The 14,393-nt window shown below is 72.0% G+C and carries 8 protein-coding genes; 1 reads left to right on the forward strand and 7 read right to left on the reverse strand.

Annotation, left to right across the window (positions count from 1 at the left end; translation table 11 throughout):
• Positions 1-4: 4 nt before the first annotated feature.
• Together ABT057_RS06935 and ABT057_RS06940 are read right to left on the reverse strand one after the other, a co-directional pair.
• The gene (locus tag ABT057_RS06935) at positions 5-3,259 is read right to left on the reverse strand and encodes an ATP-binding protein (RefSeq protein WP_352341403.1); all 3,255 of its coding nucleotides are present in this window, start codon (positions 3,257-3,259) and stop codon (positions 5-7) included.
• 58 nt (positions 3,260-3,317) lie between these two features.
• Positions 3,318-3,902 carry a TetR/AcrR family transcriptional regulator gene (locus tag ABT057_RS06940; protein WP_352341404.1) on the reverse strand — a complete coding sequence of 195 codons (585 nt, stop codon included), beginning with the start codon at positions 3,900-3,902 and terminating at the stop codon, positions 3,318-3,320.
• Positions 3,903-4,000: 98 nt separating this feature from the next.
• Between ABT057_RS06940 and ABT057_RS06945 the strand changes: the two genes are divergently transcribed.
• Positions 4,001-5,521, forward strand: coding sequence for an MFS transporter (locus ABT057_RS06945; protein ID WP_352341405.1), 1,521 nt, complete (start codon positions 4,001-4,003; stop codon positions 5,519-5,521).
• 116 nt (positions 5,522-5,637) lie between these two features.
• Here the strand turns inward: ABT057_RS06945 and serA are convergent, their stop codons facing one another.
• From serA to ABT057_RS06970, 5 genes are all read right to left on the reverse strand, one after another.
• Complete coding sequence (gene serA, locus ABT057_RS06950) at positions 5,638-7,227, reverse strand: phosphoglycerate dehydrogenase (protein ID WP_352341406.1); 1,590 nt, start codon at positions 7,225-7,227, stop codon at positions 5,638-5,640.
• 232 nt (positions 7,228-7,459) lie between these two features.
• Entirely contained in the window at positions 7,460-8,458 is a 999-nt protein-coding gene (gene ilvC, locus ABT057_RS06955) for a ketol-acid reductoisomerase (protein WP_352341407.1), read from the reverse strand.
• Positions 8,459-8,576: 118 nt separating this feature from the next.
• Positions 8,577-9,101 carry an acetolactate synthase small subunit gene (gene ilvN / locus ABT057_RS06960; protein WP_352341408.1) on the reverse strand — a complete coding sequence of 175 codons (525 nt, stop codon included), beginning with the start codon at positions 9,099-9,101 and terminating at the stop codon, positions 8,577-8,579.
• A 20-nt stretch (positions 9,102-9,121) separates the two neighbouring features.
• Positions 9,122-10,966, reverse strand: coding sequence for an acetolactate synthase large subunit (locus tag ABT057_RS06965; RefSeq protein WP_352341409.1), 1,845 nt, complete (start codon positions 10,964-10,966; stop codon positions 9,122-9,124).
• A gap of 225 nt (positions 10,967-11,191) precedes the next feature.
• Positions 11,192-14,266, reverse strand: a complete 3,075-nt coding sequence (locus ABT057_RS06970; RefSeq protein WP_352341410.1) for a putative bifunctional diguanylate cyclase/phosphodiesterase — start codon at positions 14,264-14,266, stop codon at positions 11,192-11,194.
• Positions 14,267-14,393 lie beyond the last annotated feature (127 nt).

Raw genomic sequence — 14,393 nt, forward strand, 5'->3', positions numbered from 1 at the left:
GGGCTCACCCGGGATCCGGGCGGGCCGGCCCGGGTTCCCGGGACAGCCGGGCGGGATCGGCCTCGGCCATGGCCGTCTTCCCGTCCAGCTTCCACCCCTTCCCGTACGCCGCGGCGAAGGCTTCCTCGCCCAGCGCGGCCCGCCCTCGGCGGGTGAGGTCGCGAACCTGCCGTTCGGTGCGGTCGTCCGCGCCGCGCAGCCGGGAGGCGGCGCCGAGCAGGAAGGCGGCCTCGTGATGACGCCCGTACGCACCGGCGAGCGCCGCCGTGTTCACCGCCACCAGCGACAGCATCGGCAGGTCCCGGGTCTCCAGCGCCGCCGCGTACGCCTTCGCCAGCGCCTTCTCCGCGCCGGCCGGGTCGCCCGTCTCCAGGCAGAGCGAGGCCCGGGCGCTGCCCACCAGCGTCCGTGCGTGGTCACCGGGGAACGAGGTGTCGCCGTGCAGACCCCGTTCGGCTCCGTCGAGCAGTTCCCGCGCCCGGTCCAGGTCGCCGAGCCGCACCCGGAAGACGGCCTCCCAGCCGTCGACCAGGAACAGCATCTCCGGCGCGTTCGCGCGCCGCGCCCGCTCCCGGGCCGAGTCGATCATCGCGATCGCCAGGTCGGTGTCGCCCCGCCGCAGATGCAGGTCGATCCAGCGCAGGTCGGCGAACACCTCGTCGCCGAGGCTGAGCGAGCCGAACGCGCCCGCCAGCGACCGGGCTTCGCGCAGGTCGGCCAGTGCGCCGTCGAGGTCGCCGTCGTACTGCCGCAGCTGGGCGCGCATCGGCAGCGCGTTGGCCTGGCCCCAGCGGTCACCGGCCTGCCGGAAGCAGGCCAGGGCGGCCTCCACGTCGGTGCGCATCGTGTCGAGCTCGCCCGCGTTCTCGGCGAACTGGGCCCGGAACATACGGGCCAGCCCGGACAGCCACACGTCGTCGCCGTCGGCCAGGTGCTCGACGGTCGCGAGCGTGGTCCTCTCCTCCCGCAGGATCGCGAGCAGGACCGGGGTGAGCGCGCCGTACGGGCCGGGCAGCTCCGGGTAGGCGAGCAGCCGGTCGGCCAGCTCGCGTATCCCGGCCCGGTCGTCGGCGGTCTCCTCCGCGGTCGTCCCCGGCCAGACGGCGACCCGGTTGAACAGGAAGATCGCGTGGGCGCAGTCGCGGTCGGGCGTCGGCCCGCCGCCGGGCACCGCCAGTGCCTCGCCCAGCCAGTGGGCCGCGTCGGTGTGCCGGCCGCACATCTGCCAGTACCAGGCCAGATTCAGGGCGAGGGCGAGCGCGCCCGGGGCGTCACCGGTGTCGCATCGCCGGCGCAGGGCGGCCAGTGCGTTGTCGTACTCGGCGCTGATCACGCGCATGGCCGCCGGCTGGCCGGGGCCGCGCAGCTGCGGGTCGTGGCGGGCCGTCAGCTCGGCGAAGTAGTCGGCGGCCAGGTCGCGGGCGGTGCCGAGGTCGCCCCTCTCGGCGAGGCGGTCGGTGCCGTACTCGCGCAGCGTCTCCAGCATGCGGTGACGGCCCGGGTGGGGCGCGAGCTGCAGCAGCGACCGGTCGACCAGGCCCGCGAGCAGCTCGGGGATGTCGGCGGCCGGCACCGCGGTGCCCGCGCAGACCGCGGCGGCCGAGCCCTGTGTGACACCGCCCGGCAGGATCGAGACGCGTTCGGCGACCGTTCGCTCGTGCTCGCTCAGCAGTTCCCAGCTCCAGGCGATGACCGCGCGCAGTGTGCGGTGCCGGGGCAGCGCGGTGCGGCTGCCGGTGGTGAGCAGCCGGAACCGGTCGGAGAGCCCGTCGGCCAGCTCGGGCAGCGACAGCGTCCGCAGCCGGGCCGCGGCCAGTTCGAGGGCCAGCGGCATCCCGTCCAGGCCGCGGACCACCTGCCGGACCTCGGGCAGTGTTGTCTCGTCGACCTCGAAGCCGGGGCGCACGGCCGCGGCCCGCTCGGTGAACAGGCGTACCGACGCCGCCCGCCGGGCCCGCTCGACGCCGTCGTCCGGTCCGGGCAGCGCGAGCGGACCGAGCGGCACGAGCGTCTCGCCGTCGACCGCGAGGGGTTCGCGGCTGGTGGCGAGCACGCGCAGCCCGGAGCAGCGGGACAGCAGTGCCGTGACGAGGTGGGCCACGGAGTCGATCAGGTGCTCGCAGTTGTCGACGAGCAGCAGGCTCTCCCGGCCGCCGAGCCGGTCGACGAGTATGTCCAGCTCGTCGCCCTCGACCCGCGTCCGGGCCTCGAACATCGCGCCGCCGCGCAGCCCGGTCCCGGCGAGCAGGGCCCCGCCGACCTTGGCCGGCTCGGTGACGGAGGCGAGGTCGATCATCCAGGCGCCGTCGCGGTACTCGTGGCGGTGGCGGCGGGCGGCCTCGACCGCGAGCCGGGTCTTGCCGGCGCCGCCGGGACCGAGCACGGTGACCAGGCGCCCGGCGGCGAGCAGGGTGCCGATCCGGACGAGGTCGTCGTCGCGCCCGATGAAGCTGGTCAGCGGCGCGGGCAGGTTGCCCGGTCCGGTCCGTGCCGGGTCCGGGGCCGGCCGCTCGGCGCGCAGCAGGCGCAGGTGGCGCTCGCGCAGGGCGGCGCCCGGGTCGGTGCCGAGGTCGTCGGCCAGGGTTTCACGGACCCGCTCGTACAGGGCCAGGGCCTCGGCCTGGCGGCCCTGGGCGTCGAGCGCGTCCATGAGCAGCGCGGCCGCACGCTCGTGGAGGGGGTGCTCGGCGAGCAGGGCGGTCAGGCGGGCGGCGGCCGCGTCGGCACGGTTCAGGGACAGCTCGGCGTCGGCGAGGTCGGCGACCGCCTCGGCCGAGGCGTGGGCCAGCCGGGTCGCGGCGGCGGGCGCCACCGCGGCGACGGCCGTGGGCTCGGCGCCGGGGTGATCGCCCCACAGGGCCACGGCCTCGCCGAGCACGGCGGCCGCGGCGTGCGGGTCGCCGGCGCGCAGGCGGTCACGGCCGGCGGCGGCGAGCTGCTCGAACCGCAGCGCGTCCACGTCGGGCGCGTCCACGTCCAGCCGGTAGCCGCCCGCCGTCTGCGCGACGTCGCCGGCCGAGCCGAAAGCCCGGCGCACCCGCGAGACGAGGGCTTGCAGGGCGTGGGCGGGACCGGCCGGAGGGTCCTCGGCCCAGATCGCGTCGATCAGAACGTCCTGCGCGACCGCGCGACCGCCGGCGAGCGCGAGCCGTACGACCAGACCCTGCAACCGCGCACCCGGAACGGGCAGGGCGGTGTCACCGCGAGACGCCTGGAAGTCGCCGAGCAGCGTGATGCGAAGTCGCGTGTCCCCGCCCATCCGCCGATCTTCCCGCGCGCACCCCCGAGTCCCCAAATCAGGGCGGTGCCCGGGGGGTTCACTTTTCGGGTGCGGCCGCCTCGATGACCTGGCGCAGGCCCGCTGTCAGGTCGTCGGCCGTGGACGCGCTCGCCGGGTCGAACAGCCACTGCACCATCAGGCCGTTGAGCAGGGCCTGATAGAAGCCGCCGAGGGTGCGGACGGTGTGTTCGTCGAGCGTGGCCTCGTCCCGGCCGGTGAACATGGCGACGAGCCCGGATCGCCCCTCGATCTGGGCGGCCGCCATCAGCTTCCGCAGCTCGGCGAGGCGCTCGCCCTGGGTGGCGACCTCCAGACTGGCCGCCCAGACGGGCCTGGACTCGTCCAGGGTTTCCAGCATCCGGGCCCACACGTCCCGGAACCGCTCCACCGAGCCGCCGTCCTCCGTGTCACGCCGGTCGGCCGGGTCGAACTTCTCGCCCCACTCCTGCACCAGCTCCACGAACGCCTGCGCCATGAGCGCGTCCTTCGAGCCGTAGTGGTAGCCGATCGAGGCGAGGTTGGTACCCGACTCCTTCACGATGTCGCGTGCCGTCGTGCGCACGAACCCCTTCTCCATCAGGCAGCGCTTGGCGCCTTCCAGCAGGTCTTCTCGGTGTCCCATGCCCTTCAGCGTACCCCAGGATCCATACAACCGTCCCAGACAACCGAATTACACGTTCGTTCTAGACAATCGTTTAATACGCTCGTACAGTCACCGTCATGACGAACCCGACGAGCAACCCGACGAGCACCACCACACCCCCGGCCGCCCGGGCCGGGCGCCGCTGGGGGTCCCCCCTCTGGGGGAGGACCGCCCTCGGCGTGCTGATGCTGCCGCTGCTGCTGGTCTCGATGGACGTCTCGGTCCTGTACTTCGCGATCCCGGCGATCAGCGCGGACCTGGAACCGAGCGGCACCCAACAGCTGTGGATCTTCGACATCTACGCGTTCGTCCTGGCCGGACTGCTGATGACGATGGGCTCGCTCGGCGACCGCATCGGCCGCCGCCGGCTGCTGCTCGCGGGAGCCCTGGCCTTCGGCGCCGCCTCGCTCCTCGCGGCGTACGCGAACAGCGCCGAGACCCTGATCGCGGCCCGCGCGCTCCTCGGCGTCGGCGGGGCGACCCTGATGCCCTCGACGATGGCCCTGGTCCGCACGATGTTCACCGACCCCGCCCAGCGGGCGAAGGCGATCGGCCTGTGGTCCGGGGTGATGACGGCCGGCGTCGCACTCGGCTCGGTGATGAGCGGGGTCCTGGTCGAGTACTTCTGGTGGGGCTCGGTCTTCCTGGTCAACCTGCCCGCGATGGCCCTGCTGCTGGTCCTCGGCCCGGTCCTGCTGCCGGAGTCGCGCGACCCGGCCCCCGGCCGCTTCGACTGGCCGAGCGTCCCGCTCTCGATGGCCGCCGTGCTCCCCGTGATCTACGGCCTGAAGGAGATCCCCTCCGAGGGCTGGCACACCCGGTACGTCGTCTCGATCACCGTCGGCCTGCTCTTCGCGGCCCTCTTCGTCCACCGCCAGCGCACGGCCGCGAACCCGATGATCTCCCCCGCCCTGTTCCGCGGCCCCGGCTTCGCCCCCGCGGTCGTCCTGAACCTCGTCTCCTCGTTCGGGATGATGGGCTCGGCCTTCTTCACCACGCAGTACCTGCAGTCGGTCCTCGGCAAGAGCGCACTGGAGGCGGCCCTGTGGGCGCTGCTGCCCTCGGTGCCGATCGGCATGGCGGCGCCGCTGGCGACCTCCCTGGTCCAGAAGGGCGTCAACCGGGCCTACGTCGTCACGGCGGGCTTCGCGATCGCCGCGGCCGGCTACGGCCTGCTCGCCCTCGCCGGCACCGACTCCATGTGGCTCGTGCTGATCGCCTGCGGGGTCCTCGCCTCCGGGATCGTCATGGTCATCTCCCAGATGACGGACCTGGCGATGGGCGCGGCCCCGGCCGAGCGGGCGGGCTCCGCCTCCTCCCTCCTCGAGACCGGCGCGGAGTTCGGCGGCGCCCTGGGAATGGCGGTCCTCGGATCCATCGGCACGGCGATCTACCGCCACGAGATCCCGTCCTCGGCCCCCGCTCCGGCCCGGGAGACCCTGGGCGGCGCGCTGGCGGTGGCCGACCGGGTCCCCGGCCTCGCCACGGCGGCGCGGGAGGCGTTCACCAGCGGTATGCAGGGAGCGGCGATCGCGGGGGCGGTGGTGCTGGCAGGGGCGGCGGCGGTGGCGGCAACCCTGAAACGCCGGACGAGCTGATCATCTCAGCCCGTCCGGCGTTTGAGGACGAGGCCCTTTCAGGGCCGAAGCGGGGGCCTGGGGGCGGCAGCCCCCAGGGACGGCAACCGCAGCCGACGGTCACCGGAAACGAACGGTCAGACCAAGTTCACCGCACGGGCCGACGTGGCCCCGATCTCCGTGGCGACCTCGGCCAGCACCCCGGAGGACACCGTGTCGTCCACCGTCAGAACGGCCAGCGCCTCGCCGCCGGCCGCCGCGCGGGCGACCTGCATGCCGGCGATGTTGATGCCCGCCTCGCCGAAGATCCGGCCGACCGTGCCGACGACACCGGGACGGTCCTCGTACTTGAGGACGACCATGTGGTCGGCGAGGGCGAGGTCGACGTCGTACTCGCCGACCGCGACGATCTTCTGGATGTGCTTCGGACCGGCCAGCGTGCCGGAGACCGACACCTCCTCGCCGTCCGAGAGCGTGCCGCGCACGGTGACGACGTTGCGGTGGTCGGCGGACTCGGAGCTGGTGGTGAGGCGCACCTCGACACCGCGCTCCTGCGCGAACAGCGGCGCGTTGACGTACGACACCGTCTCGTCGACGACGTCCTCGAAGACACCCTTCAGCGCCGACAGCTCCAGCACCTTCACGTCGTGCTGGGTGATCTCGCCGTAGACCTCGACGTCGAGGCGGACCGCGACCTCGCCGGCGAGCGCGGTGAAGATCCGGCCGAGGCGCTCGGCCAGCGGCAGGCCCGGCTTGACGTCCTCGGCGATGACACCGCCCTGCACGTTCACCGCGTCGGGGACCAGCTCACCGGCGAGGGCGAGCCGCACCGACCGCGCGACGGCGATACCGGCCTTCTCCTGGGCCTCGTCGGTGGAGGCGCCGAGGTGCGGGGTGGAGACCACCTGGTCGAACTCGAACAGCGGGGAGTCCGTGCAGGGCTCCTTCGCGTACACGTCGAGACCGGCGCCGGCGACGCGGCCCTCCTTCAGCGCCGAGTACAGCGCCTCCTCGTCGACGATCCCGCCGCGCGCGGCGTTGACGATCCGCACGGTCGGCTTGACCTTGCGCAGCGCCTCGTCACCGATCAGGCCGACGGTCTCCGGGGTCTTGGGCAGGTGCACGGTGATGAAGTCGGAGACCTCGAGCAGCTCGTCCAGCGAGAGCACCTTCACGCCCATCTGGGCGGCGCGGGCGGGCTGGATGTAGGGGTCGTAGGCGACGACCTTCATGCCGAACGCGGACATGCGCTGCGCGACGAGCGCGCCGATGCGGCCGAGACCGACGACACCGAGGGTCTTCTCGGCCAGCTCGACGCCCGTGTACTTGCTGCGCTTCCACTCGCCGTTCTTCAGCGCGGCGTTGGCCTGCGGGATGTGACGGGCGGTGGCGAGGAGGAGACCGCAGGCCAGCTCGGCGGCGGTGACGATGTTGGAGGTGGGGGCGTTGACGACCATCACGCCGGCCTTGGTGGCGGCGGAGACGTCGACGTTGTCCAGGCCGACGCCGGCTCGTGCGACGACCTTCAGACGACGGCTCGCCGCGATGGCCTCCGCGTCGACCTTGGTGGCCGAGCGGATCAGGATCGCGTCGACATCGGCGATGGCGGGGAGCAGCTCGGCCCGGTCCGCGCCGTTGCAGTGCCGGATCTCGAAGTCCGGCCCGAGCGCGTCCACGGTCGCGGGCGACAGCTCTTCAGCGATGAGTACGACAGGTTTCGAGCTCACGTGAGTCCTCACAAGTCCATAGCGTGCGGACGGCCGTCCCGACGGCCGCATGCGGAGGAGGGGCTAGCCGCGTGGAAGACGCACGACGCTGTGGGCCTGAACGCGTATGTAACAGCAGTGTAGTGCCGCGACGGAGACCGTCTCGCGCCTCCGCGAAAGGATCACCCGTCCGTGACCGGACGGGATGGCCGATGGGGCCGGAGCGAACCGCTCCGGCCCCATCACCTGAGGCTTACGCCTCCTCGTTCACCCAGCTCATCAGCTTGCGGAGCTGCTTGCCGGTGGTCTCCAGCAGGTGCTCCGAGTCGGCCGTCTTGTACTCGTTGTACTTCTTCAGACCGCCGTGGTACTCGTCCATCCAGTTCTGGGCGAAGGTGCCGTCCTGGATCTCGGCGAGGACCTGCTTCATCTCGGCCTTGGTGGCGTCGGTGATGATGCGCGGGCCGGTGACGTAGTCGCCCCACTCGGCGGTCTCGGAGACCGACCAGCGCATCTTCTCCAGGCCGCCCTCGTACATGAGGTCGACGATCAGCTTCAGCTCGTGCAGGCACTCGAAGTAGGCGATCTCCGGCTGGTAGCCGGCCTCGACCAGGGTCTCGAAGCCCGCCTTGACCAGGGCCGAGGTGCCACCGCACAGGACGGCCTGCTCACCGAACAGGTCGGTCTCGGTCTCCTCGGTGAAGGTCGTCTTGATGACACCGGCGCGGGTGCCGCCGATGGCCTTGGCGTACGACAGGGCCAGCGCGAAGGCGCTGCCGGTCGAGTCCTGCTCGACGGCGGCGATCGCGGGGACGCCGCGGCCCTCCTCGTACTGGCGGCGGACCAGGTGGCCCGGGCCCTTCGGGGCGACCAGGGCGACGTCGACGCCGGCCGGGGCCTTGATGAAGCCGAAGCGGACGTTGAAGCCGTGCGCGAAGAACAGCGCGTCGCCGTCGTTCAGGTTCGGGGCGATGGACTCCTCGTAGACCTGGGCCTGGATCGGGTCCGGGATCAGGATCATGATGAGGTCGGCCTCGGCGGCGGCCTCGGCGGGCGTCACCACGCGCAGGCCCTGCTCCTCGGCCTTCGCCTTGGACTTGGAGCCCTCGTGCAGACCGACGCGGACGTCGACACCCGAGTCACGGAGCGACAGCGCGTGGGCGTGGCCCTGGCTGCCGTAACCGATGACCGCGACCTTGCGGCCCTGGATGATGGACAGGTCGGCGTCGGCGTCGTAGAACAGCTCGGCCACTTTGGTTTCTCTCCTTGGGTGCAGGTTTTGCGTCCCACCGTATGACGGCGGGACGACGAGAAGTTTCGGGGTCTCGGTATACGGGCGGCCGGCAGACGTCGGCCGCCCGTTTCCAGCCTTACGCGGAACGGTCCAGCGCGCGCAGCGAGCGGTCCGTGATGGAGCGGGCGCCGCGGCCGATGGCGATGGTGCCGGACTGGACAAGTTCCTTGATGCCGTACGGTTCCAGCATCTTGAGCATCGCGGACAGCTTGTCGCTGCCGCCGGTGGCCTCGATGGTCACGGCCTCCGGGGAGACGTCCACCGTCTTGGCGCGGAACAGCTGGACGATCTCGACGATCTGGGAGCGCGTCTCGTTGTCGGCGCGCACCTTCACCAGAACGAGTTCACGGTGGACGGCCTGCGACGGCTCCAGTTCGACGATCTTCAGCACCTCGACGAGCTTGTTGAGCTGCTTGGTGACCTGCTCCAGCGGCAGGGCGTCGACGCTCACCACGATCGTGATGCGGGAGATGTCGGCGTGCTCGGTGACGCCGACGGCGAGCGAGTCGATGTTGAAGCCGCGGCGGGAGAACAGGGCGGCGATCCGGGCCAGGATGCCCGGCTTGTTCTCCACCAGGACGGAGAGCGTGTGCTTGGACATGTCTGTGTGGTCTCTCTCGCTCAGTCGTCTTCGTTGTCGCCGAAGTCCGGGCGGACGTCGCGCGCGGCCATGATCTCGTCGTTGGAGGTGCCCGCGGCGACCATAGGCCACACCATCGCGTCCCCGTGGACGATGAAGTCGACGACGACGGGGCGGTCGTTGATCGAGTTCGCCTCCTCGATGACCTTGTCGAGGTCGTCCGGCGACTCGCAGCGGATCGCGTAGCAGCCCATGGCCTCCGACAGCTTCACGAAGTCGGGGACGCGGGTGCCGCGGGCCTCCGGGTTGACGTCGTTCGGGCCGGAGTGCAGCACGGTGTTGGAGTAGCGCTGGTTGTAGAACAGCGTCTGCCACTGGCGGACCATGCCGAGGGCGCCGTTGTTGATGACCGCGACCTTGATCGGGATGCCGTTCAGGGCGCAGGTGGTGAGTTCCTGGTTGGTCATCTGGAAGCAGCCGTCGCCGTCGATCGCCCAGACGGTCCGCGCGGGCGCGCCGGCCTTGGCGCCCATCGCGGCCGGGACGGCGTAGCCCATGGTGCCCGCGCCGCCGGAGTTCAGCCAGGTGGCGGGCTTCTCGTACTGGATGAAGTGGGCGGCCCACATCTGGTGCTGGCCGACGCCCGCGGCGAAGATCGTGCCCTCGGGGGCGAGCTGTCCGATGCGCTCGATGACGTGCTGCGGGGAGAGCGAGCCGTCGGCGGGCTGGTCGTAGCCGAGCGGGTAGGTCTCGCGCCAGCGGTCGAGGTCCTTCCACCAAGCGGTGTAGTCGCCGGGCTGGCCCTCGCTGTGCTCCTTCTGCACGGCCTGGATCAGGTCGGCGATGACCTCTCGGGCGTCCCCCACGATCGGCACGTCCGCGACGCGGTTCTTGCCGATCTCCGCCGGGTCGATGTCCGCGTGGACGACCTTGGCGTACGGCGCGAAGCTGTCGAGCTTGCCGGTGACGCGGTCGTCGAAGCGGGCGCCGAGGGCGACGATCAGGTCGGCCTTCTGCAGACCGGTGACGGCGGCCACCGAGCCGTGCATGCCGGGCATGCCCAGGTGCTGCGGGTGGCTGTCGGGGAACGCGCCCAGCGCCATCAGCGTGGTGGTGACGGGCGCTCCGGTCAGCTCGGCGAGGACCTTCAGCTCGGCGGTGGCGCCGGCCTTGAGGACACCGCCGCCGACGTACAGGATCGGCCGCTTGGCGGCGGTGATCAGCTTGGCGGCCTCGCGGATCTGCTTGGCGTGCGGCTTGGTCACCGGGCGGTAGCCGGGCAGGTCCATGGTGGGCGGCCAGGAGAAGGTGGTCTTCGCCTGGAGGGCGTCCTTGGCGATGTCGACCAGGACCGGGCCGGGGCGGCCGGTGGAGGCGATGTGGAAGGCCTGCGCGATGACCCGCGGGATGTCCTCGGCCTTGGTGACCAGGAAGTTGTGCTTGGTGATCGGCATGGTGATGCCGACGATGTCCGCCTCCTGGAAGGCGTCCGTGCCGATCGCCGCCGACGCGACCTGCCCGGTGATCGCCACCATCGGCACCGAGTCCATGTGCGCGTCGGCGATCGGGGTCACCAGGTTGGTGGCGCCCGGTCCCGAGGTGGCCATGCAGACACCGACCCTGCCGGTGGCCTGCGCGTAGCCGGTGGCCGCGTGGCCGGCGCCCTGCTCGTGGCGGACCAGGACGTGACGGACACGGGTGGAGTCCATCAGCGGGTCGTAGGCGGGCAGGATCGCGCCGCCCGGAATGCCGAATACCGTGTCGGCGCCGACCTCCTCGAGAGAGCGGATGAGGGACTGCGCACCGGTGATGTGCTCGACGGTGGCGGAGTGTCCTCCGGATCGGGGCCGCGGCTGCGGATGGGCCCCGGTGGCCTGCTCGGTCATCGGTCTTCTCTTCTCGATGCTGAGGGTTCTGCTGGGGGTGATACTGCGGGTTTTGTGCAACAAAAAACCCCCCGTGCCAAAAGGCAAGCGAGGGGAGCGCGCCGGACAAGGGTCGCCGTGGGTTCCAGATTCCTCCGGAGGTCACAGGCTTCAGCCGACGCGCTTGCCAAGTACGAGAATTCGGGTGCGCATGGCAATGACCCTCCTCCTGGCGCGCACCGACTGTCAAGTGGGTGGGACAGGAGTCTCATTATGTGAGCGTAGTGCACTTCCGCTCCCCAGGACAGCGGTGACGCCGCCAGTGGCCACCCCACTGGTGTACACCCCGGCGCCGCCGCCCGCGAACGCGGGCTCCGCGGGGCCGTGCGGCACCGGATACCGGCCGGTGGCGAGGGCGCGGCGCAGCCGGTACTCGTCCAACGGTCCGGAGAACGCCATGCCCTGGCCGTGCGTACAGCCCATCGCGCGCAGCGCCACGACCTGCTCGGGCAGGTCGACGCCGTCGGCCACGGACTGCAGCCCGAGGTCGCAGGCGATCCGCAGCAGCCCACTGGTGATCTTGTGCAGCCGCGCGGACTCGACGACCCCCTCGACCAGCGAGCGGTCGAGCCTGAGGACGTCGACCGGGAGCCGGCGCAGCGCCGTGAGGGCGCCGTAGCCGCCGCCGAAGCCGTCGAGGGCGATTCGGACGCCGAGTCGGCGCAGGGCGCCCAGACGGCGTTCCAGGTCGTCCAGCGACACCTTCGGGTCCAGGTCCGAGAGCTCGATCACGAGCGACCCGGACGGCAGTCCGTGCCGGGTGAGCAGTGCCTCCACGGAGCCCAGCGGCATCGACCGGTCCAGCAGACGCCGGGCGCTCATGCGTACCGCCACCGGCACGGTGAGTCCGCTCCCGACCCGGTCGGCGGCCTGGGCGACGGCCTCCTCGAGGATCCAGCGGCCCAGCTCGGCCGTCCTGTCGCCGTCCTCCGCGACCCGCAGGAACTCGGCGGGGGTGAACAGCACACCCTGCGAGGACCGCCAGCGGGCCTGGGCGGCGACGGACGAGATCCGGCCGTCCTCCAGCCGCACCACGGGCTGGTGCAGCAGCGCGAACTCGCCGTCGTGCAGTGCGGCCCGCAGCCGGGTGGCCAGCTCCGCCTTGCGTACGACGTCCTGCTGCATCTGCGGCTTGTACAGCTCGACCCGGCCCTTGCCGCCCGCCTTGGCGCGGTACATGGCGAGGTCGGCGTTGCGCAGGATCTCGCCGGCCCCGAGGCCGGGTTCGGCGAAGGCGACGCCGATGGAGGCGGCGACCCTGACTTCGTTGCCATCGATCAGGTAGGGCTGCGAGAGGGTGATCCTGAGGCGGTCGGCGAGTTCCAGGATGTGCCGTTCGCGGGCGGACCGGTCGCGGGTGGTGTCGCCGACGATCAGGGCCGCGAACTCGTCGCCGCCCAGCCGGGACGCGGTGTCGCCCTTGCGGACGGAGTCCTGGAGCCGGCGGGCGGCCTGGACGAGGAGTTCGTCGCCGGCCTGGTGCCCGATGGTGTCGTTGACGGCCTTGAAGCCGTCGAGGTCGATGAAGAGGACGGCCGTGTTGCGCAGGGCGGTGCCGCGGTCGGAGCTGCGCCGGCCGGACAGGGCCTGCTGGACGCGCCGGGTGAACAGGGCGCGGTTGGGCAGGTCGGTGAGCGGGTCGTGCTCGGCGTTGTGCTGGAGCTGTGCCTGCAGGCGCACCCGTTCGGTGACGTCCCGGCTGTTGAAGATCAGGCCGCCGTGGTGGCGGTTGACGGTCGACTCGACGTTGAGCCAGCCTCCGTCGCCGGAGCGGAAGCGGCACTCGATGCGGGTGGTGGCCTCGTCCTGGGGGCTGGCGGCGAGGAAGCGGCGCACCTCGTGCACCACGCAGCCCAGGTCCTCCGGGTGGATGAGGTCGGCCAGTTCGGTGCCCACCAGGGCTTCGGCGGGCCGCCCGTAGACCCCGGCGGCGGCCGGGGAGACGTACCGCAGGATGCCGCTGGGGGCGGCGATCATGATGACGTCGCTGGAGCCCTGCACCAGGGAACGGAAGTGGTTCTCCTTCTGCGCCAGTTCCTGGGTGAGGGTGATGTTGTCGAGCAGCATGATCCCCTGCCGCACCACGAGGGCGAGGACCACCGCGCCGCCGGTCAGCAGGACCACGCGGTCGACGCTGCGGCCGTTGAGGACGTTGTAGAGGATCCCCAGGGTGCAGACGGCGGCGGCGAGGTACGGGGTGAGGGCGGCCAGGGAGCCGGTGATGGGCCGGGTGGCCATGTACCGGCTGTGGTCGCCTCCCTGCGGCGGGGTCTGGCGGGGTGTCCGCGCGGACGGGTGCGCGGCGGTGTGCGGGGCGGCCTGCGCGGGGACGCCGGGGCGGTGTCCGGCCGGCAGGTGCTCGTGCACCACGCGCGTGTGCCCCTCGTCGGCGGCCGGTCCCCGGTGCTGCCGGGAGGCGGCCCAGGGTGCGTAGGCCAGCAGCAGGGAGCCCGCGAACCAGCCGGCGTCGAGGAGTTGGCCGGAGCGGTAGTTGTTGTGCAGCAGCGGCGAGGTGAACAGGGCGTCGCACATGACGGTCAGCGCGAGCGCGCCGACGGCCGTGTTGACGGCCGTGCGGTTCACCGTGGACCGCCGGAAGTGCAGTACGAGCACCATGCTGACCAGGGCGATGTCGAGCAGCGGGTACGCCAGGGAGAGCGCCGCGTGGGCCACGCTCGGGCCGTCGAACTTCGCGGCCTGGGCGAGGGCGAGGCTCCAGGAGAGCGTGAGCAGCGAGCCGGCGATCAGCCAGGCGTCCAGCGCGAGGCAGACCCAGCCCGCCTTGGTGACCGGGCGGGCGGCCAGCACCAGCAGCCCGACGATCGCGGGGGGCGCGAAGCAGAGGAAGAACAGGTCGGCGTAGCTGGGGCTGGGCACGGGGCGGCCCAGGACGACCTCGTACCACCCCCAGACCAGGTTGCCGAGGGCGGCCATCGCCGAGGAGAGGGCGAACAGCAGCCAGGCGGGCCGAAAGCGGACGCGGCGGGTGCGCGCGTAGAGGAGGCAGGACACGGCGGCAGTGGCCGCCGCGGCGGTCAGTCCGAAGTCGCCCATGATCAGGGCGAGTTCGTCGGAGCCCCAGCCGAGCGCGGAACCGACGGCGTATCCCGCGCACAGGAGGGTCAGCAGCAGTTGGTGGACCAGGTTCGGTCCGGCGCCGCAGGACGGCTGCCCGGGCTGCGGCGTCTTCGCCGGAGTCCGGTCGCGTGGCGCGGTCTCGGCTCCGTCGAGGAGGGGCGTGGAGGTCGTCGGCGAACTCACCGGGTCCTCCCGGTCCGCGCCGCCCCCGGGTCCCTCGGATCCTGGTGCGCATGCTTTCTGCGACCGCCGTGCCTGCGGTGGTGATGGCTGTGATGAGTGTCGTGACCACGTCGGCCCGCAGCCGTGC

It is taken from the genome of Streptomyces sp. NPDC002588, assembly GCF_040295925.1.
Lineage (GTDB): Bacteria > Actinomycetota > Actinomycetes > Streptomycetales > Streptomycetaceae > Streptomyces.